Raw genomic sequence first — 20,478 nt, 5'->3', positions numbered from 1 at the left:
GCCGGCGATGTACAGCTCCCCGGGCGCGCCGGGCGGCACCGGGCGCAGCCGGCCGTCGAGCACGTACGCCCGCATGCCGTCGCGGGCGCGGCCGATCGGCACGGTCGGCGGGACCGCGTCCCGGTCCTCCATGGTGTGCGCGGTGGCGTACACGGTGATCTCGGTCGGGCCGTACGCGTCGGTGACCACGGTCCGGGGGCAGTGCTCCAGCACCCGGCGCACGGTGGCGGCCGTGACGACGTCGCCGCCGACCATCACCTCGCGGACGCCGGCGAGGCAGCCTGGGTCCTCCTCGGCCACCACGCGGAAGAGGCCGGCCGTGAGCAGGAGCAGGGTGACCCCGTGCTCGCCGACCGCCCGCGCGAGGGCCGCCACGTCCTGGTCACCGGGCGGGGCCACCACGACCTCCCCGCCGTTCAGCAGCGGGACCCACAGCTCGCAGGTGGACGGGTCGAAGCCGTACGGCGAGTGCAGCAGCGTCCGGACCGGGCGCCCGGCGCCGAACGCGGTCGCCCAGTGGCGGTCGGCGGCCAGGCCCACCACACCCCGGTGGGTGACCGTCACGCCCTTCGGCTCGCCGGTGGAACCGGACGTGAACATCACGTAGGCGGCGTTGTCCGGACGGGGGCGCACGGCGGCCGGTGCGTGGCGCGGGGTCTCGTCGGTCACCGTGACGAAGTGGTCGGCGCGCGGCAGCAGGGCGGGTGCCGTGTCGTGGTGGGCGCCGTCCGTGACGACGACCGACGCCCCGGTCTGCCGCAGCATCACGTCCAGCCTGGCCGGGGGAAGGTCGGGGGCGAGGGGTACGTAGGCCGCCCCGGCCTTGAGCACACCCAGCACCGCCGTCACGATGTCGGGCGAGCGTTCCATCAGCAGCGCGACCCGCTCCTCCGGGACGACTCCCAGGGACAGCAGCCGGGCCGCGAGCCGGTCCGCCCGTTCGTCCAGTTCGCGGTACGTGCGCACGCCGCCGTCCCAGCGGACGGCCACGGCCTCGGGCGTACGGGCCACCTGCGCGGCGAAGGCCTCCACGACGCTCGTGGCGGGTCTCACCGAGTCCGCGTCGACGTCGTTCCAGTCGGTGAGGATGCGGCGCCGCTCCTCGGCCGTGAGGACCTCGACCGTGCCGGCGGTCCGGTACGGCTCGTCCACGAACGTGCGCAGCACCCGGACGAACCGGTCGGCGAGCACGCGGGCCTCCTCGTCGCCGAACGCGCCGGGCGCGTACTCGACGCGCAGGGTCACCCCCTGTTCGTGCGGTGCCGCGAGCAGCATCAGCTGGTAGTGGGCCGCCTCACGGGTCTGAGCGCGGGTGAGGACGAGGGACGTTCCGGTGAGGGCCGTGGCCTTCTCGTCGACCGGATAGTTCTCGTAGACCATGGCCGAGTCGAACAGGCGGGGCAGTCCGGCGAGGCGCTGGACGTCGCTCAGTCCCAGGTGCTGATGGTCCATCAGGTCGGCCTGCTCGTCCTGCAGGCCGCGCAGCAGGTCCTCCAGGGTCCGGTCCTGGTCGAGCCGCGCCCTGACGGGCAGGGTGTTGATGAACAGGCCCGCCATGGTCTCGATGCCGGGTATCTCCGGCGGCCGGCCGGAGACGGTCGTGCCGAAGACCACGTCGTCGCGGCCGGTCAGCCGGGACAGCAGCAGCGCCCAGGCGCCCTGGAGGACCGTGTTGACGGTGAGCCCGCGGGACCTGGCGTACGTGACGAGGCGGGCGGCCAGTCCCGGCGGCAGCTCGGGGTGCGCCCGCCCGGGGCGCGCGGCCGGCGCGGTCCGGTCACAGGCGGTGGGCGCGGCGAGCGTGGGCTCGTCCACCCCTTCCAGGGCCCGGGCCCAGGCGGTGTGCGCGGCGTCGCGGTCCTGCGCGGCCAGCCAGCGCAGGTAGTCGCCGTAGGGGGTGACCCGGGGCAGCGTGGCCGCCGCGCCCTCGGCCGCGTACAGGGCGAACAGGTCCCGGGCAAGGACGGGCACCGACCAGCCGTCCAGCAGGAGGTGATGGTGCGTCAGGACCAGCCGGTGGCGCTCGTCGCCGAGGCGGAGCAGCGCGGCCCGCAGCAGGGGCGGGCGCGCCGCGTCGAAGCGCTCGGCGAGCTGCGCGTCCGCGATCCGGTCGCTCTCGGCGGCCTGCTCGGCTTCGGGCAGGGTGCTCAGGTCGGCCGTCAGCCACGGGAGCCGGGGAGCGCGGACGATCACCTGGACCGGGGTGTCGGTGACGTCGTGGACGAACGCGGCCCGCAGGTTGGCGTGCCGGTCCAGCAGTGCCGTGCAGGCGGCCCGGAGCGCGTCCGCGTCGAGGGGCCCTTCGAGGTCGAGGCAGAGCTGCGGGGTGTAGACGTCGCTCTCGCCGCCGTCGTAGACGGCGTGGAAGAGCAGACCCTCCTGGAGCGGGGAGAGCGGCAGGACGTCCTCCAGGCCGGGGTAGGCGGCTTCCAGGGTCTCGACCTGCTCCTGGGTGAGCGCCGGTACGAGGGGGAAGTCGGACGGTGTGTGACCACCCGTCCCGGTACCGGTGCCCAGGTCCGCGAGGGTCTCCAGCGCGCGCAGCCACCGCTCGGCCAGCTCCCGCACCTCCGCCTCGACCAGCAGCCCGCCCGCCCACGCGAACGTCGCCGACAGCACCGGGCCGTCCGCACCGTCGACCGCGACCGCGTTGACGTCGAGCGCGTGCAGCAGCGGTGCCGCCGGATCGGTGCCGGCGCCGAGGCCGTGCGCGTCGTCGGCCACCGTCCACGCGCCGTGCTCCGAGGCCGACACCGACGTGGTCGTACGGCCCAGGTAGTTGAAGCCGATCTGCGGCCGCGCGCAGTGCGTCAGGAGCGGGGCCGTCTGCGGGTTGAGGTAGCGCAGCAGTCCGTGGCCGGCGCCCTGGCCCGGCACCCGGCCGAGCTGTTCCTTGGCCTGCTTGGCAGCGCCCACGGGGTCGTCGCCCGTGACGTCGAGCCGTACGGGATGGACGCGGGTGAACCAGCCCACCGTGCGGGAGAGGTCCACGTCCGGGCGGTCGGTGTCGCGGCCGTGGCCCTCCAGGTCGATCAGTACCCCGCCCTCGGCGCCACCGCCGCGGCCCTCGCGCCACTGACGCACGGCGAGGGCCAGCGCGCCCAGCAGCACGTCGTTGACGCCGCCGTGCAGGGCCGCCGGGACGGACGACAGCAGCGGGCCCGTGCGCGCCCCGGGCAGGGTCACCGTGAGCTGCCGCGCCGTCGCCACCGTGTCCTGTACGGGGTTGAGCGGGCGGGCGCCGATCGGCGGATCCGGCGCCGCGAACGTGTCCGTCCAGTACGGCAGTTCCTCCAGCAGCGCCGGGTCCTGCGCGCGCTCGCCGAGCAGGGCCGCCCAGCGCCGCAGAGACGTGCCCACCGGGTCGAGCCGGACCGGCACCCCCGCCGCCACCGCCTCCCACGCCTGCCGCAGGTCCGGCAGCAGGATGCGCCACGACACCCCGTCGACCGCCAGGTGATGCGCCACGACCAGCAGCCGGCCGCAGTCCTCGGGCCCCGCGTCGAACCACACCGCCTGCACCATCACGCCCGACTCCGGCGCCAGCCGCGCCACCGCCTCCCGCGCCTCCCGCGCCACGTCGGCACCGGCCAGGGGTACGCGGCGCACGCACCGGGCGGCGTCCACCGAGCCGCGCTCGCCCGCCTCCAGCGCCCAGACCAGTCCGCCCGCCGTGCGGGTCAGCCGCAGCCGCAGCGCGTCGTGGTGGTCGAGCAGCGCCCGCACGGCCGCCGTGAGCCGCTCCTGACCCAGCCCGGCCGGGACCTGCAGCAGCACCGACTGGTGGAAGGCGTCCACGGGGCCGCGGCGCTCGCGCAGCCGGTGGACGATCGGGGTGAGTTCGACGGGACCGGTCCCGTTGTCCTCGGCGCGCACGGCCGGCCGGTCGTCCGCACGCCCGCTGACCCGCGCCAGCCCGGCCACCGTCTGGTGGGTGAAGACGTCGCGCGGGGTGAGGACCAGACCGGCCCGCCGTGCCCGGCTGACCAGCTGGATCGACATGATGCTGTCGCCGCCCAGGGCGAAGAAGCCGTCGTCCACGCCCACGCTCCGCTCGTCGACGCCGAGCAGCTCGGCGAAGACGCGGCGGAGGGTCTCCTCGTTGGGCGTGCGCGGCGCGCGTCCGCCGTCCGCCGGACCGGCGGGGCCGGGCACCGGAAGGGCCGCGCGGTCCAGCTTGCCGTTGGGGGTGACGGGCAGCGCGTCGAGCACCAGGACCTCGGCGGGGACCAGGTACTCGGGCAGGCGGTCGGCGGCCCGGCGGCGCGCCTGCCCGCCGTCCAGGGTGCGGCCGGGCTCGGGCACGACGTACCCCACCAGGCGCTTGCCGCCGCCCGCGGGGGAGTCGTGGGCCACGACCACGGCCGCGGACACACCGTCCTGCTCGCCGAGCGCGGCCGCGGCCTCGCCCGGTTCGACGCGTACGCCGCCCACCTTGACCTGGTCGTCGACGCGGCCCAGGTACTCCACCACCCCGTCCTCGGTCCAGCGGGCGAGGTCGCCGCTGCGGTACATCCGGGAGCCGGGCGGGCCGAAGGGGTCGGCGACGAAGCTCTCCGCCGTGGCGCCGGGACGGCCCAGGTAGCCGCGGGCCAGCTGGGCACCGGCGATCCACAGCTCTCCCGACGCGCCCGGCGGTACGGGCTGCAGGGCCGCGTCGAGGACGTACAGGCGGGTGTTGCCGACCGGACGGCCGAGCGGCGGCGGGCCCTGCGGATCGGCCGGGCAGCGCCACCAGGTGACGTCGATGGTGGCCTCGGTGGGGCCGTACTGGTTGAACAGGGCCACGCCCGACGCGCCGAGGGCGCCGTGGAAGCGCCGTACGAGGTCGGCGGGCAGGGCCTCGCCGCCCGAGAACACCCGGCGCAGACCGGTGCACTCGGCGGCGCCCGGCTGGTCGAGGAAGGCACGCAGGACGGTCGGCACGAAGTGCGCGGTGGTGACCGCCCCGTCCCGGATCAGCGCGGCGAGGCGGGCGGGGTCGCGGTGCGCGTCGGGCTCGGCGACGACCACGGCGGCACCGGCGAGGACCGGCCAGAACAACTCCCACACGGAGACGTCGAAACCCGCGGACGCCTTGTGCAGCACCCGGTCGTCGGACCGCAGGCCGTACTGCTCCTGCATCCCGAACAGGCGGTTGACGACGGCCCGGTGGGAGACGACGACGCCCTTGGGGCGGCCGGTCGAGCCGGAGGTGTGGATGACGTAGGCGGTGCTGTCGGGGTGGGGCGCCGGGAACGCGGCCGCCGACGACGCGGGCGGCGTCCCGTCGAGGGGCAGGACCGGGACCCGCACGGAGGCGGGCAGCAGGCCGCGCGCCTCGTCCGTGGCCACCACGCACACCGGGCCGGTGTCGGCGAGCAGCAGAGCGACGCGCGCCGCCGGCAGTTCGGGGTCCACCGGCACGTACGCGGCGCCGGTGCGCACGACGGCGTGCAGGGCCACGGGCAGGCCCGCCGAGCGCGGGACGAGCACGGCGACGCGGCGCTCCGGTCCGGCCCCGGCCGCGCGCAGGCGGCGTGCGAGGGCGTCGACCCGGGTGTCGAGCTGTGCGTAGGTGAGCCGGTCGGCGCCGCAGACGACGGCCTCGGCGTGCGGGGTGCGCGCGACGCGGTCGGCGAGGAGTTCGGCGAGCGTGGTGGACGGGACGTCCATGGTGGTGTCGTTCCAGTCGGTGAGGACCTGCCGGCGTTCGTCGTCGGCGGTGGTGGCGGCGCGGGACACGGTGAGGTCCGGGTCGTCGGCGAAGGACTCCAGCAGCCGGGTCCAGCGCTGGGTGAGCAGGCGTACGGCCGTGGGGGTGAAGAGGTCCGCGCGGTACTCGACGCGGCCGTCGATCCCGTCCGGGGCGCCTTCTGGGGTGCGGCGTTCGGCCATGTTGAAGGAGAGTTCGAAGCGGGCGGTGGTGGCGCCGACGCGGACCAGCTCGGTGTCCAGGCCCGGGAGCGCGACGGCGTCGCGGGTGAGTTCGGGCTGGGCGGTCAGCATCACCTGGAACAGCGGGTTGCGGTCGGCCGACCGGGCCACGCCCAGGTGGTCGACGAGCCGCTCGAAGGGCACGTCCTGGTGGGCGTAGGCGGTGAGGTCGGTCTCCCGCACCCGCCGCAGCAGTTCCCGGAAGTCCGGGTCGCCGCCGGTGTCGGTGCGCAGGACGAGCGTGTTGACGAAGCACCCGACGAGGTCCTCCAGCGCCTCGTCGCCGCGTCCGGCCACGGCCGTGCCGAACGGGATGTCCGTCCCCGAGCCGAGGCGGGTCAACAGCGCGGCGAGGGACGCCTGGAGCGCCATGAAGACGGTGGCGGAGTGCTCGCGGGCCAGCTTCGCCAGGCGGGCGTGGAGCGGCGCGGGAAGACGGAAGGTGTACGAGCCGCCGGGCACGGCACCGGTGGTGTCACCGGGCGCGGTGTCACGGGACGCGGCGGCGCGGGGGTCCACGGGCAGGTCGATGCGGTCCGGCAGGTGGGCGAGCCGCTGCCGCCAGTACGCCAGCTGACGGCCCGTCACGCCGTCCGCGCCGTCGTCCGCCAGCAGGGCGTGCTGCCACAGACTGTAGTCGGCGTACTGGACGGGCAGGGGGGCCCGTTCGGGAGCCCGCCCCGCCGTACGGCTGCGGTACGCGGCGGCCAGGTCGGCGGCCAGCGGCCCGAACGACCAGCCGTCGGCGGCGATGTGGTGCAGCACCAGCGCGAGGACGTGGTCGTCCTCGCCCAGTTCGAACAGGGCGGTCCGCAGGGGGAGGTCGGAGGTGAGGTCGAAGGGCCGCCCAACGGTCCGCTCCAGCACGGCGGCCAGCTCCGCCTCCGCGACCCGGCCGGTCTCCAGGCCTGGGCGGGCCCGCCCGGTACCGGGGTCCAGGATCTCCTGGCGGGGAAGGCCCTCTATGTCGGGGAAGACCGTGCGCAGCACCTCATGACGGCTCGTCAGGTCGGTGAGCGCGGCGCGCAGCGCGGGGACGTCGAGACGGCCGCGCAGCCGCAGCACCACCCGCATGTTGTAGGCGTCCGTGGCCCCCTGCGCGAGCTGGTGCAGGAACCACAGGCGGCGCTGGGCGGGGGACAGCGGGACGACGTCCGGCCGGGCCACGGCGCTGGGGCGGGGCCGGGCAGGGGCGCCGGTGGAGGCGGCGACGCGTTCGGCGAGCTGCGCGACCGTGGGGGCCTCGAAGACCGCGCGGACGGGGAGATCGGCGCCGAGCGCGTTGCGTATGTGGGCGACGAGGCGGGTGGCGAGCAGCGAGTGTCCGCCCAGCTCGAAGAAGCCGTCGTCGACGCCGACGGGCCGGCCGGTGCCGAGGAGCCGCGCGTACAGCCCGCACAGCACCTCCTCGAGCGGTGTGCGCGCCTCACGGCCGCCGGACGCCGCACCGGCGTCGGCGGGGCCCGGGGCGGGCAGGGCGCGGCGGTCCACCTTGCCGTTGGGGGTCAGCGGCAGCCGGTCCAGGACGACGAACGCGGCGGGCACCATGTACCCGGGCAGCCGGGCCGCGGCGTGGCGGCGCAGCTCAGCCGGGGCCGGGGCGCTGCCGGACCCACCGGGACCAGTGGGCTCACCGGGACCAGTGGGCTCACCGGACCCCGCAAGGACGTACGCGACCAGCCGTGGGTCGCCTTCCGAGCCGTCCCGGCGTACGTCCGCGACGGCGCGGGCGACCGCCCCGTGCCCCTCCAGGACCGCCTCGATCTCGCCGAGTTCGACACGGTGGCCGCGCACCTTGACCTGGTGGTCGGCGCGGCCGAGGTGGTCCAGGCGGCCGTCCGAGGTCCAGCGGGCCAGGTCGCCGGTGCGGTACATGCGGGTGCCGGGCCCGCCGTACGGGTCGGCGAGGAAACGTTCGGCGGTCGGGCCGGGGCGGTCTGCGTAACCGCGGGTGACGCCGGGCCCCGCCACATAGAGCTCGCCCGGAGCGCCGGCCGGGACCAGGCGCAGGCGGTGGTCCAGGACGTAGGCGCGGACGCCGGGGCGGGGACGGCCGATCAGGAAGCGGCCGCCGGACCGCAGCGCGCCCGGCTCGTCCACCGCCTGGAAGGTGCTGCTCATGGTGGCCTCGGTGGGCCCGTACTGGTTGACCACCAGCGGGCCCCCGAGAGCGGCCACCTGCCGAAGATGCCCCTCGGTGAGCGCCTCGCCGCACGTCATCACCAGCCGCAGACAGGGGCGCTCGCCGGCGGGCAGCCGGTCCGCCTCCTCGCCCAGGGCGGTCAGCAGGGACGGTACGACGGACAGCAGTGCGGTGACCCGGTGGCGGCGCATGGCGCGGACGAGGGCACGCGCGTCGTTCGCCTCGTCGGGCGGCACCACGACCACGCGGCCGCCGGCCGCCAGGGTGCCGAGGATGTCACGCACCGAGGGGTCGAAGGACACGGACGCCAGGTTGAGCACGACGTCCCCGGGGCCGAGCCCGGCGACGCCGGACGTCAGGTACGGCACGTAGGCGGCGACCCCGCGGTGCGGCACCACCACCGCCTTGGGCCTGCCGGTGGAGCCCGAGGTGTGGATGACGTAGGCCGGGTGGTCGGGCGTCGGATCGGTGCGCTCGTCGTCGGTGAGGTCGCCGTCCGGAAGGGCGGACAGCGCGCGTCCGGTGGCCGGGCCGTCGAGCAGTACGGCGCTGTCGCGGACGTCCTGGGGCAGCGACGCCGACGCCTCGGTGGTGGTCAGCACCGTCACCGGCCGGGCGTCGGCCAGCATGTGCGCGATACGGTCCGCCGGATAGTCCGGGTCCACCGGGAGGTACGCCGCGCCGGACTCGACGACCGCGAGCAGGGCCACCACCAGCTCCGGGGAGCGGGGCACCGCGACGGCGACCGTCCGCTCCGGGCGGGCGCCCCGGCCGACGAGCAGGCGGGCCAGGCGGTTCGTTCGGGCACGCAGCTCCCGGCGGGTGAGCCGCTCGTCGCCGAAGAGGACCGCGGGCGTGTCGGAGGGGGCCGCGGGCGTGCCGGAGCCGGTGGCCTTCCGGTCGCTGAGGATGCCGGTGACGGTGCCGGCCGTCGTGGACTCCTCCCCGTCCCCGTCCGGTGCTCCCTGCCACGCGGTCAGCAGGTGGCCGCGTTCGCGCGGGGTGAGGATCCCGGCGTGTCCGGCGGGCCGGTCGAAGCCCTCGCCCAGCTCCTCGAAGAGCCGCACCAGCCGGTCCATCAACGCCTGGGCGGTCTCCCGGTCGTAGGCGGAGGTGTGGTAGCCGAGGGTGAGGTGCATCCGTTCGCCGGGGGCGGCGAGGAGGCGCAGCGGGTAGCTCGTGGCCACGCCGCCGTCGACGGCGGAGACACGGATGCCGTCCGCAGGCCGGAACGCGTCCGGGTCCAGCGGGAAGTTGAGGAACACCACCATCGTGTCGGCGAGCGCCGAGGCGGCGTCGGTCTGCCGCTGGATCTCCGGCAGCCCGAGGTGCTGGTGGGCGGCAAGGAGGGACTGCTCCTCCTGCAGCCGGCGCAGGACGGCGGCCGCCGGCAGCGCCGGATCGAGACGGACCCGCACCGGGACGGTGCTGAGGAACAGGCCGATGATGGACTCCACGTCCTCGACGTCGGCCGGCCGGCTGGCGCTGGGTGCGTCGAGGACGACGTCGTCGCGGCCCGTCAGCGCGCCGATCAAGGTGGCCCACACGCCCTGCACCAGGGTGGCCGGAGTCAGGTCGTGGCGGCGGCAGTGCGCGGCCAGGCGGGCCGTGAGGTCCTGGGGCAGCAGCCGTTCGACGACGTCGTGCCCGGGTGCGCCGGCCGCGGGGCCGTCCGACCGGCGGCCGGTCACCGGCACCACGAGGGTGGGCTCGGCACCATCGAGCGCCTCCCGCCACGCCTGCCGGGCGGTGTCCCTGTCCTGCCGGGCGAGCCAGGCCAGGTACCGCTGGAACTGGGGCGCCGGGGGCAGCGGGTCCGGCTCCGCGTAGGCGGTCAGCAGCTCGTTCAGCAGCAGCGGCTGCGACCAGCCGTCGAGCAGGAGGTGGTGGTAGGTCACGATCATCGTGTGTCGGCGCGGGGCCAGCCGGGCCAGCGCCACCCGCAGCAGCGGCGGCCGGGCCGGGTCGAACGGGGCCGTCCGCTCCCGGGTCCGCAGCACGGTGAGGCGGGACTCCCGCTCCGCCTCACCGGCCGAGGACAGATCCGTCTCCCGCCAGGGCAGGTCCACCGCGCCGGGGACGACCTGCACCAGGCCCGCGTCCGCGTCGTGCACGAAGGCGGCGCGCAGGCTGTCGTGCCGGGCCAGCACCCGGGCCCAGGCGGCACGCAGCCGGGCCGGATCGAGGGGACCGTCGAAGGTGAGCGCCAGCTGGACGGTGTAGTCGTCCGTCCGGTCCGGGCCGTCCTCGCCCGCCGCCGACGGGGCCGGCGCGTCGGCCAGGGACTCGAAGAGCAGGCCCTCCTGCAGCGGTGTGAGGGGCAGGATCTTCGCCGGACCCGGGTACGGGGCACTCAGCCGCTCCCGTACCGGCGCCGGTACGGGCACCAGGTCCTCCTCGCGGGCCTCGCCCCGCGCTTCAGCCGTGTCCATGGCCCGCGCCATGCCGGCGAGCGCGGCGACGGTGGGGTGCGCGAAGACGTCACGGACGGCCAGGACGACGCCCGCCCGGCGTGCGGCTCCCACCAGCCGCATGGCCAGCACGCTGTCGCCGCCCAGCGCGAAGAAGCTGTCGTCGATGCCCACGTGGGGCAGGCCCAGCAGCCCGGCGAAGGCGGCGCACAGGGCCCGCTCGGTCGCGTCGCGCGGTGCCCGGCTGTCCGGTGCGGCGGCGAAGTCGGGCGCCGGGAGGGCGGCACGGTCGAGCTTGCCGTTCGCGGTGAGCGGCAGTTCCGCCAGCACCACGAAGGCCGCGGGCACGAGGGCCTCGGGCAGGGCGCGTTCGGCGAGGGCGCGCAGCGCGGCCGGGAGCGCGGCGACCTGACGCGCGAGTCCCGGCTCGTTGGTGAGCCGTGCCGGGGCCATGACGGATTCGGGCGCGGGGCGGTAGGCGCACAGCACTTCACTGGAATCACCGGAAGCAGCGGAATCACCGGAACCAGAGGAATCACCGGAACCAGCGGAATCACCGGCTTCACCGGACTCGGCGTCCGGCGCGTCCGGCGCGTCCGCGCGCCGGAAGACCGCGTCGACCGCGCCGGGACCGGTGACCGACGGCGCGACGGCGACGCGGTAGCCGAGTTCTTCGGCGAGGGCGTACAGGTACTCGGGGTCCACCGCGCCGGGCACGGGGACGTCGTCCGCCAGGAGACGGGCGGCGAGGGCCGGTTCGGTTCCCTCGTCCAGCCGGCGGGCCGCCAGGGCCTGCCGGGCGGTGCGCTCGTCGGGTACGCCCGACAGCCGCAGCCGCGCCGGGCGGGCCGTGGACAGGGTGTGCCGCAGCCCCTGCGGAGGTATGTTCTCACCGGCCTCGTGGAGACCGGCCCAGGACGCTGCCGGGGCTGCGTGCAGGACGACGTCGTAGCGGTAGCGGCTGAGTTCGTTGCGGTAGCCGCCCCGCTTCACCTGGACGTCCACGGCGGTGAAGGGAGTGCCGGCGCCGGTCCGCGCGGTGAACCAGGCGGGGTCGACGAGGAGTTCGTCCTCGTTCAGCAGAGCCCGGCCGATGGAGCGGCGCAGCGCCGCCGTGCCGGTGTGCCGGCCCGGAGCGAGGCGGACGAGGTGCTTCTCCGTCTCGAACACGCGGGCGGCCCGCAGATCCCGTACGTCACCGACGAAGATCCGACCGCCGGGCGCCAGCAAGGGCGTGACGGCGTCGATCACCCGGCCCAGGTAGCCGGCGTCCGGGAAGTACTGGATCACCGAGTTGAGGACGACGGTGTCGAAGAACCCGGCGGGCAGGCCCTCGGTGTCGTCCGCCGCCCGGTGCCGCAGGGTCACCCGGCCGGCGAGGTGGTCCGGCATCCGGTCGCGCAGGGTGTCGAGCACCGCGGCGGAGAAGTCGGTGGCCCAGTAGGCCTGGGTGTCCCCGGCGAGCCGCGACAGCAGCAGGCCCGCGCCGACGCCGATCTCCAGCAGGCGCACGGGACGCAGCGCGCGGATCCGCTCGACGGTCGCGTCCCGCCAGCGGCCCATCTCCCCGAGCGGGAGGGGCCGGCCGTCGTAGCTGCTGTCCCAGGTGGAGAAGTCCTCACCGAAGGCGAAAGCGGTGCCTTCTCCCTCGTCGCCCGGTGTGCCGCCGGGCGTGCTCGGTGCCTGGGCGGGCGCGTAGGCGGACTCCCAGACGGCCTGCCACTCCCGCACCTGCTCGGACGCGGACCCTGTCCCTGTCCCGGGCGCGGCCCCGGTCCCGATCCCGGACCCGGAGTGTCCTTGGACGTCCGGCACGACGTAGGCGGTGAGCTGCCTGCGGCCCGGCTCGTCCTCCCGTACGGTCACCACGGCCCGGCCCACCGCCGGGTGCGTGCCGAGCACCGCCTCGATCTCACCGGGTTCGACCCGCACTCCGCGGATCTTGACCTGGTGGTCGGTGCGGCCCAGGTACTCCAGTGTGCCGTCACCGCGCCACCGCGCCAGGTCGCCGGTGCGGTACATCCGGCTGCCCGCCGGGCCGAAGGGGTCGGCGACGAAACGGAGCGCGGTCGTGCCGGGCCGGGCCGGGTAGCCGCGGGCGAGCTGGCGTCCCGCCAGGTACAACTCGCCCGCCACACCCGGGGCGGCCGGCCGCAGCGCCGCGTCGAGCACGTACACGCGGGTGTTGTCCACCGGGCCGCCGATGGGCACCGTGCCCGTCCATGCGGGAAGGCACCGCCACCGTGTGACGTCGATGGCCGCCTCGGTGGGCCCGTACAGGTTGAACAGCGGGACGCCGAGGAGGGCGAGGGAGGTGCCGGCGAGGTCGGCGGGGAGTGCCTCGCCGCTGCAGATGACGCGCCGCAGCCGGAACCCGGCCGGGGCGGGTCCGTCGAGGGAGTCGAGGAACACGCGGAGCATCGACGGCACGAAGTGCACCGTCGTCACCCCGTGGTCTTCGACGGCGTCCGCCAGGTAGTGCGGGTCGCGGTGCCCACCGGGACGTGCCACGACCACTGCGGCGCCCGTGGCCAGCGGCCAGAGCAGCTCCCACACGGACACGTCGAACCCGACGGGTGTCTTGTGCAGCACCCGGTCGTCGGCGGTCAGCGCGAACTCCCGCTGCATGCCCAGCACCCGGTTGGCAATGGCCTCGTGGGAGACGACGACGCCCTTGGGACGGCCGGTCGAGCCCGAGGTGAAGATCATGTACGCGGCCGAGCCGGGTGCCACGGGCACCGGAGCGGTGCGGGCGGCGCCGTCGCCGGCGGGCGCGTCGGCGTCGAGGAGGATGGTGTCCGGGCCGTTCAGGCAGGGGAACCGCCCGGCGAGGTCGCGCGTGGTGAGGGTGCAGGCCGGGGCCGCGTCGTCCAGCAGCAGGCCGATCCGCTCCGCCGGCAGCTCCGGGTCCACCGGCACGTACACGCCGCCCGCGCGCAGCACGGCGTGCACGGCGACGAGCAGGTCGGCCGAGCGCGGCAGGGCGACGGCGACCCGGGTCTCGGGCGCCACGCCCCGCTCGCGCAGCCGTGCCGCGAGCGCCGCCACCCGGGCGTCGAACCGGGCGTACGTCAACTCCTCGCCACCGGCCCCGCGGTCCGCGTACACCACGGCGGTCGCGTCGGGCGTCGCCGCCGCCTGCGCTGCGACCAGCTCGGGCACCGACACGGGCGGCACCGGCACGGCGGTGTCGTTCCACTCGACCAGCACCTGCCGCCGCTCCTCGGGGAGGAGCACGTCGACGGCGCCGGCGGTGCGGGCGGGGTCGGCGGCCAGTGCCTCCAGCAGCCGCACCAGCCGGGCGCCGACGCGGGTGATGTCGTCGGACGTGAGGACGCCGGTGCGGTAGCCGAACCGCAGGCTGAGCCCGGCGTCCTCCCGCACCACCAGCAGCGTCAGCGGATAGTGGGTGCCCGCGTGGACGTGCGGGTCGGTGACGGCGAGGCCGGGACCCGGCCGGAAGGTGGCCGGGTCGACGGGGAAGTTCTCGAAGGTCAGTACGGTGTCGAAGAGCCGGTCCAGGCCGGTGAGGCGGGTGATGTCCGGCAGGCCCAGGTGCGCGGCGGCCGTGCGGCGCGACTGCCGGTGCTGCATCCCGCGCAGCACGTCCCGCAGGTCGTCCGCCGGACGCAGCCGTACGCGCACGGGGACGGTGTCGACGAACAGGCCGACCATAGACTCGGCCCCCTCGATCTCGGCCGGACGGCTGGCGACCGTGGTGCCGAACACGACGTCGTCGCGCCCGGTCAGCCCGGCGAGGAGCAGTGCCCACGCGCCCTGGACGACGGTGTTGAGGGTGAGCCCGTGCGCGGCGGCCAGGTCCCGCAGCGCGTCGGTGGTGCCGGCGGGCAGGCCGACGGTGTGGCGGCCCTGCGACGGCTCCGCCCCCTGCGCGGCGTCCGGCACGAGGAGCGTCGGCGCGTCCAGGCCGTCGAGCTCGGCGCGCCACGCGGCGCGGGCCGCGTCACGGTCCTGCCGCCCGAGCCAGGACAGGTACGTGCGCGGTGGGGTCGCCGGCGGCAGGGGTTCGCCGTGGTAGAGGGCGAACAGCTCACGGCCCAGCAGGGGCAGCGACCAGCCGTCGAGCAGCATGTGGTGGTGGGTGAAGAGCACGGCGTGCCGTTCGGGGGCCAGCCGTACGAGGGCGACGCGCAGCAGCGGGGGACGCGCCAGGTCGAAGCGCCCGGCCCGTTCCCCGGCGGCCACCTGCCGCAGCCGCAGCTCCTGTTCCCGGGGGCCGGCGGCCGGCGGTGGCCCGGTGAGGTCGACGTCGCGCCAGGGGAGTTCGACGTCGTCGAGCACCACCTGCGCCGGTACGTCGGTGGCGTCGGCGACGAACGCCGAGCGCAGCACGGGGTGCCGGCGCAGCAGGGCCTGCCAGGCGGCGCGCAGCCGGGTCCCGACCAGCGGACCCTCGACCGTGAAGCCGAGCTGCACGGTGTAGTCGTCGTCCCCGGCGTCCTGCGCGTCGTGCAGGGACTGGAACAGCAGGCCCTGCTGTACGGGGGACAGGGGCAGGACGTCCGAGAGGCGCGGATCGCGGGCCCGCAGTCGCCGGAGGTCGTCCTCGTCGAAAGCGGACGGGGCGGCGTCCTGCGCGGGGGCCGCCTGACCGGTGTCGCCGGCCTGCGCAACCGCGACGACGGACAGGTCCGCCACCGTCGGGTGCTCGAACACGTCGCGCAGGGTGAAGGCCAGCCCTTCGCGGCGTGCGGCGGCGACCAGGCGCATCACCGAGACGCTGTCGCCGCCGAGGGCGAAGAAGTCGTCGTCGATGCTCACGCCGGACGGCGCGTCGAGCAGGTCGGCGCAGAGCCGGCAGAGGGTCTCCTCGACCACGTTGCGGGGTGCCCGGCCCGCGTCGGCGGCGGTCGCCGCAGGGGCGGGCAGCGCGGCCCGGTCGAGTTTGCCGTTCGCCGTCAGCGGCAGCCGCGGGAGGGTCACGAAGGCCGCGGGCACCATGTACGGGGGCAGCCGCCGGGCCAGTGCCTCGGCCAGCTCCCGGTCGCCCGCCACGGGCTGCGCACCCGGGACGAGGTACGCGGTCAGCTGCCGCCGGCCCGGTGTGTCCTCGCGGAGCACGACCGCGGCGCGGGCCACGCCCGGCTGTTGCGCGAGCACGGCCTCGATCTCGCCCGGCTCGATGCGGAACCCGCGCACCTTGACCTGCTGGTCCGCCCGGCCCGTGCAGACCAGCCGGCCGTCCGGCGCCCAGTGTGCGAGGTCGCCGGTGCGGTACATGCGGGTGCCGGGCGCGCCGAAGGGGTCGGCCACGAACCGTTCGGCGGTCAGACCGGGCCGTCGCGCGTACCCCCGTGCCAGTCCGGCGCCGGCGATGTACAACTCGCCCACCACGCCGGGCGGTACGGGCTGCAGGGCTCCGTCGAGGACGTACACGGCCGTGCCGGTGATCGGCCGCCCGATGGTGGCCGGCGCCGACGTTTGCGCGTCCTCGGGTGACAGTTGTGCCGCGGTCGACCAGACCGTCGTCTCCGTGGGGCCGTAGAGGTTGGTCACCGACGCGGCGGACGCGAGGAGGTCATGGGCCAGGGCGGCCGGCAGCGCCTCACCGCCGGCCAGGACGCGGACACCGCCGAGGACGGGAGCGACCTCGACGGCCACCGCCTGCCACAGGCTCGGTGTCGCCTGCATCACCGACACCCGCTCGGCCACGAGCAGCTGCCGCAGCCGTGCGGGGTCGCGTACCTCGTCTGCCCCGGCCACCACCACGGCGGCACCGGCCACCAGGGGCGCGAGCAGTTCCAGGTTGGCGATGTCGAAGCCCAGGGTGGTCACGGCGAGCAGGCGGTCACCCGCGCCCAGACCGGCCCGCCCGGCCATGTCCAGCAGCAGGTTGCCGAGGGCCGACCGGGGGACGACGACGCCCTTGGGCCGACCCGTGGACCCCGAGGTGAAGATGACGTACGCGGCGGCCGATCCGTGCACCGCGGCGGGCAGCACGCCCTGCGGTTCCCGGGGCCGTGGCGGCCCGTCGGTCAGTATGCGGCGCGGGTTGCTGGGCACCCGCTCGGCCAGCGCGGCCGTTGTCAGCACGACGGCCGGGCGCGCCTCGGCCACCATGACCTCCAGGCGTTCGGCCGGGTGCGACAGGTCCAGCGGCAGATAGGCGGCGCCGGACCGCAGGACGGCCAGCACTCCGGCCACCAGGTCCGTCGAACGCGGCAGCGCGAGCGCCACGCGGTCCTCCGGGCCCACCCCGTGACCGGCCAGGACACCGGCCAGCCGGGCCGCCCGGGCGACCAGTTCGCGGTACGTCAGGCTCTCCGCGCCGGCGGTGACCGCGACGGCGTCCGGCGTCCGGTCCGCCTGGGCCGCGACCAGCTCCCACGGGTCACCCGCCGGGCCACCCGTCGGGTCGTTCACCGGCACGGGCACGGGCACGGGCACCGGCGCGGGAACGGAAACGGCGCGGTCGTCGTCGTACCCGGGTCCGGACCAGTCGCCCAGCACCCGCCGCCGCTCGTCCTCGTCCAGCAGGTCACCGCGGCCGATCGCCCGCGTGGCGGCGTCGTCCCCCGTGGTGAGCCGTTCCAGCAGCCGCAGGAACCGCGCATGGTGTCCGGCCAGTTCACCGTCCGAGTACAGGGCGGGGTTGCCGTCGACGACGACCTTGATGGCGCCGCGCTGCCCCGGGCGTCCGCCGTAGCTGGCGATCGACAGGTCGGCCACCGGTCCGACGGCCAGGCTGTGCAGCGATCCGGACAGGTCGCCGAAGGAGAAGTCCTGGCCGAACGGCATGACGTTGACGACCGGTCCGTACAGCCTGCCGCCCGCGGAGAGGCCGAAGTCGCGGGCGAGGTCCGCCTCCGGGTAGCGCTGATGCCGTACCGCGTCCTTCATCTCGGCCGCGACCCGGGCGGTCAGCTCGCCGTAGGTCAGGCCGGGACTCACCCTCAGGCGCAGCGGGACCACGTTGGACACCATGCCCGGGACGGCGCCCGAGGCGGACCCGGTGCGCGCGGTGACCGGGAAGCCCAGCACCAGGTCGTCCGCCCCGGTCATCCGGTGCAGGTAGGCGGCGGCGCCCGCGACGAAGGCGGCCGGCCAGCTCGACCGGACGGTCCGCGCGACCGCCCGCATCCCCGACTCGGCCTCCCCGCTCAGGTACGCGGCCCGCCGGTGCACCGGGGCGCGGGGCGGCGCCGAACGTGCCACGAGAGCGGCCGGTGCGGGCCGGCCGGCCATCCGCTGCCGCCAGTACGCCCGGTCGGCGCGGAAGTCGTCCGAGGCCCGGTAGGCCGCCTGCTCGTCCAGCAGTTCACGGAACGGGCGCACCGCCCCCTCCGCGGGATCGCGCCCTTCCAGGAGAGCGGTGTAGATGGCCGCGGCACGCCGCACGGCGATACCGGCGCCGGCCCCGTCGCTGATCACATGGTGGACGCCGGCGTACCACCAGTGGCGCTGCTCGGCGACGCGGATCACCGCGCTGGTGAGGTTCGGGGGATGGCCCACGCGGCGCGGGCGCGCCATGTCGGCCGTCATCCAGCGGTGCGCGGCGGCCTCGGGGTCGGCCGCGGCGGACACGTCGACGAAGAGCTGCTCCCACGCGTCGTCCGGCTCGGCCCACTGGCGCAGCTCGCCCTCGTGCTCCCGGATCCGGACGCGGAACCCCTCGGCCTCGTCCAGGAAGCGGCGCGTCGCCTCGGCCAGCAGCGCGATGTCGAGCGGGCCGGCGATGTCGACGTAGACGCCGAGGTTGTAGGCGCGGCTGTCCGGGGCCAGTTGCTGGCCGAACCACATGCCCGACTGTCCCGGGGTCAGCGGCAGGCCACGAAGGTGGTCGTCTTGCACGTACGTACTCCCAGGCGCATACGGGGTGAGCGGCGAGCGTGGCGCGACAGCGGTACCGGTCCGGGAAGAGCCTGGTGACCAGGGCGTCTACCGCGCCGGCCGACCGCGATCCGAACTGATCGACTGCCGATCCGGTGTCTAGCACGGCGAGTTGACCGGCCGGGGTGCCCGCCGGCCCGAGATGATCTTTGGGTGAACTGCCCCGCTCGGGGCGGGCGGGCACGGAGCCCACCGCCGGGTGGAGGAACCGGGGATTGCGCCCACGGCACCTCCACGGCATTCACCCCGGCATCACCCGCGCGAGCCGCCTGTTCACCCAGCTGAACTCTTCCCCAACTGCCGTGGTCCGCACGGGGCGTGCGGCGTCCGGCGCCCTCACCGTCGAATCCACCATCCAGCCGTACCGCCGCCTCTTCGTGGCCCCGCAGACCCCGAGGAACCCCATGGCACAGCCCGCCGGTGACGATCACAGGGTCGAGCATGTCGTTGTCCAGGTCGCGGAAGCCGAGGTCGGCCAGCGCCCCGAGGCCGGCGGTGCGCAGGTGGGCCTGGAAGTGGTTGTGGCGGGCCGCGGTGTTGTCGTGGGCGAGGCCGGGCCGGGCGACGGATATCCAGATCAGGCGGCCCTTCTCGTCAGTCAGGGCGAGGAAGTGCAGGCCGTGGCTGCGGTGCTTGGTCAGCGGCAGACGGCACTGATAGTCAAGCGGGCAGGCGCCCTCGGCATACTCTTTGGCTTTCGTCAACAATTCCAACGGCCGTCGGCGGCAACGGGGTTACTCGCGCGGCACCACTCCGGGCTGCTCTTGTCGGGCTCGCCCCGAGGGCCGACGCCAGTCAGCAGATCCGCGGGTTGTCGCCGTCCTGATCGGCCGAGTGAAACAGTTCGATGACACGTTCCTCGTACCGGACGCGGGCCGGGGAGAAGTCGTACGGCATCTTGCCGATGGCCTGCATCACGCTCATCCCCGCCCCCTCCTCTTCCTCGCCGGCGCGCTCGTCCTCCTGGTCCAGGAGGACGTCGATGGCCTCGTCCAGGCCGGATCTTTCGATGGCGGCTGCCAGGGCGGTCTCGTGATCACATCGCTGGGCGGCCAGGTCTTCGATGCGAGGGTCGTCGGGGGACACGGTGTCGTCCAGGGCCGCCTCGGCCTCGGCCAGGCGGTCCTCCTCGGCCCGCAGCTCGGGGTGGGTGGCCAGGACGATGAACCGGTCGGCCTGGATAGCGGCGCCCAGAGGGCCGAAGATGCGCTCCGTGACCAGGAGGGTATCGAGGTCGGCGGAGCGCAGGGATCCGGGCGGTAGATCGCGCAGGCGGCCAGTGACCAGCGGTGAGAGCAGGCCCAGGGGGCTGCCCACCCCGCGGAGGCGGTGCACGGCGGCCCGCTGGGCTTCGATGGCGGCCGCCTCGGAAGCGAGGGACTCCTCCAGCCGGGCCAGGGACTGCTCGATGCCGGTGGTGCCCTTGAAGGCGGCCCGGATGTCGTCCAGGGAGATACCCGCATCGGCCATCTTGCGGATCCACAGCAGGCGGATCATGTCGTCGTATCCGTAACGGCGGCGGTCGTCGCTGCCGCGTTCCGGTTCGGCGAGGAGCCCGATGGCGTGGTAGTGGCGGATGGCGCGGGGTGTGGTCCCGGCGAACGCGGCGGCATCGCCGATCTTGACCCGGCGGGGAATCGCAGGAAGGGGCATGCGAGGGAACCTCTCGATGTAGTGCTCGCCGCCTACTGGACCACATGCCGCTACGGCACATGCAACCCCTCTGTCGGCGGCGAGAATACGCCGGTAGTCCGACGGGAGAGCCCACTCCTCCACGCCGGACGTGCGGTGCGGGATCAGCATCACCGCCGGGCCGCCCACCTGCCCGGGCGTCGGGCGGCCGAAGCACGCTCCGCGGCGAGCTGCTCACTCACCCGCTCAAGAACCCGTTCAGCGACCGCGAGTTCGTCGCGCTCGGCTCGTACCTCCGCCAACTGCTTGACCAGATGTTCTTCGAGTTCGTCCAGCTCCGCGCGCCGGGCGGTGACCGTTCCATCAGCTCGGGATCCATGCACCGGATCGTGGAAGGTCACCAGGCCACAGCCGGCAGGAACCGGCGAACCGGTCGGGCTGACGGACGATCCATGCCGTAGACAGCCGCCGATGACCAGCACGAGCACCCCGGTAGACCGTCGCACCAGCCCTGTGACCTTTGGC

Annotated in this window: 4 protein-coding genes; all 4 read right to left on the bottom strand. The window is 75.2% G+C overall.

Features of this window, described 5'->3' with window-relative positions; translation table 11 throughout:
• On the bottom strand, positions 1 to 18,282 hold an 18,282-nt coding region (locus tag ACH4F2_RS33615; protein WP_398136526.1), incomplete at its 3' end, for an amino acid adenylation domain-containing protein.
• Complete coding sequence (locus ACH4F2_RS33610) at positions 18,249 to 19,025, bottom strand: transposase family protein (protein ID WP_398136525.1); 777 nt, start codon at positions 19,023 to 19,025, stop codon at positions 18,249 to 18,251. The genes ACH4F2_RS33610 and ACH4F2_RS33615, both read right to left, overlap by 34 nt.
• A 91-nt stretch (positions 19,026 to 19,116) precedes the next feature.
• Complete coding sequence (locus ACH4F2_RS33605; protein WP_398136524.1) at positions 19,117 to 19,974, bottom strand: MerR family transcriptional regulator; 858 nt, start codon at positions 19,972 to 19,974, stop codon at positions 19,117 to 19,119.
• A 149-nt stretch (positions 19,975 to 20,123) separates the two neighbouring features.
• Positions 20,124 to 20,441: a hypothetical protein gene (locus ACH4F2_RS33600; RefSeq protein ID WP_398136523.1), complete on the bottom strand. Its 318-nt coding sequence runs from the start codon at positions 20,439 to 20,441 to the stop codon at positions 20,124 to 20,126.
• Positions 20,442 to 20,478 lie beyond the last annotated feature (37 nt).

Source organism: Streptomyces sp. NPDC017890, from assembly GCF_044328675.1.
Lineage (GTDB): Bacteria > Actinomycetota > Actinomycetes > Streptomycetales > Streptomycetaceae > Streptomyces.
The sequence above is the reverse complement of the archived record's forward strand: the minus strand, read 5'-3'. Positions and strand labels throughout refer to the sequence as shown.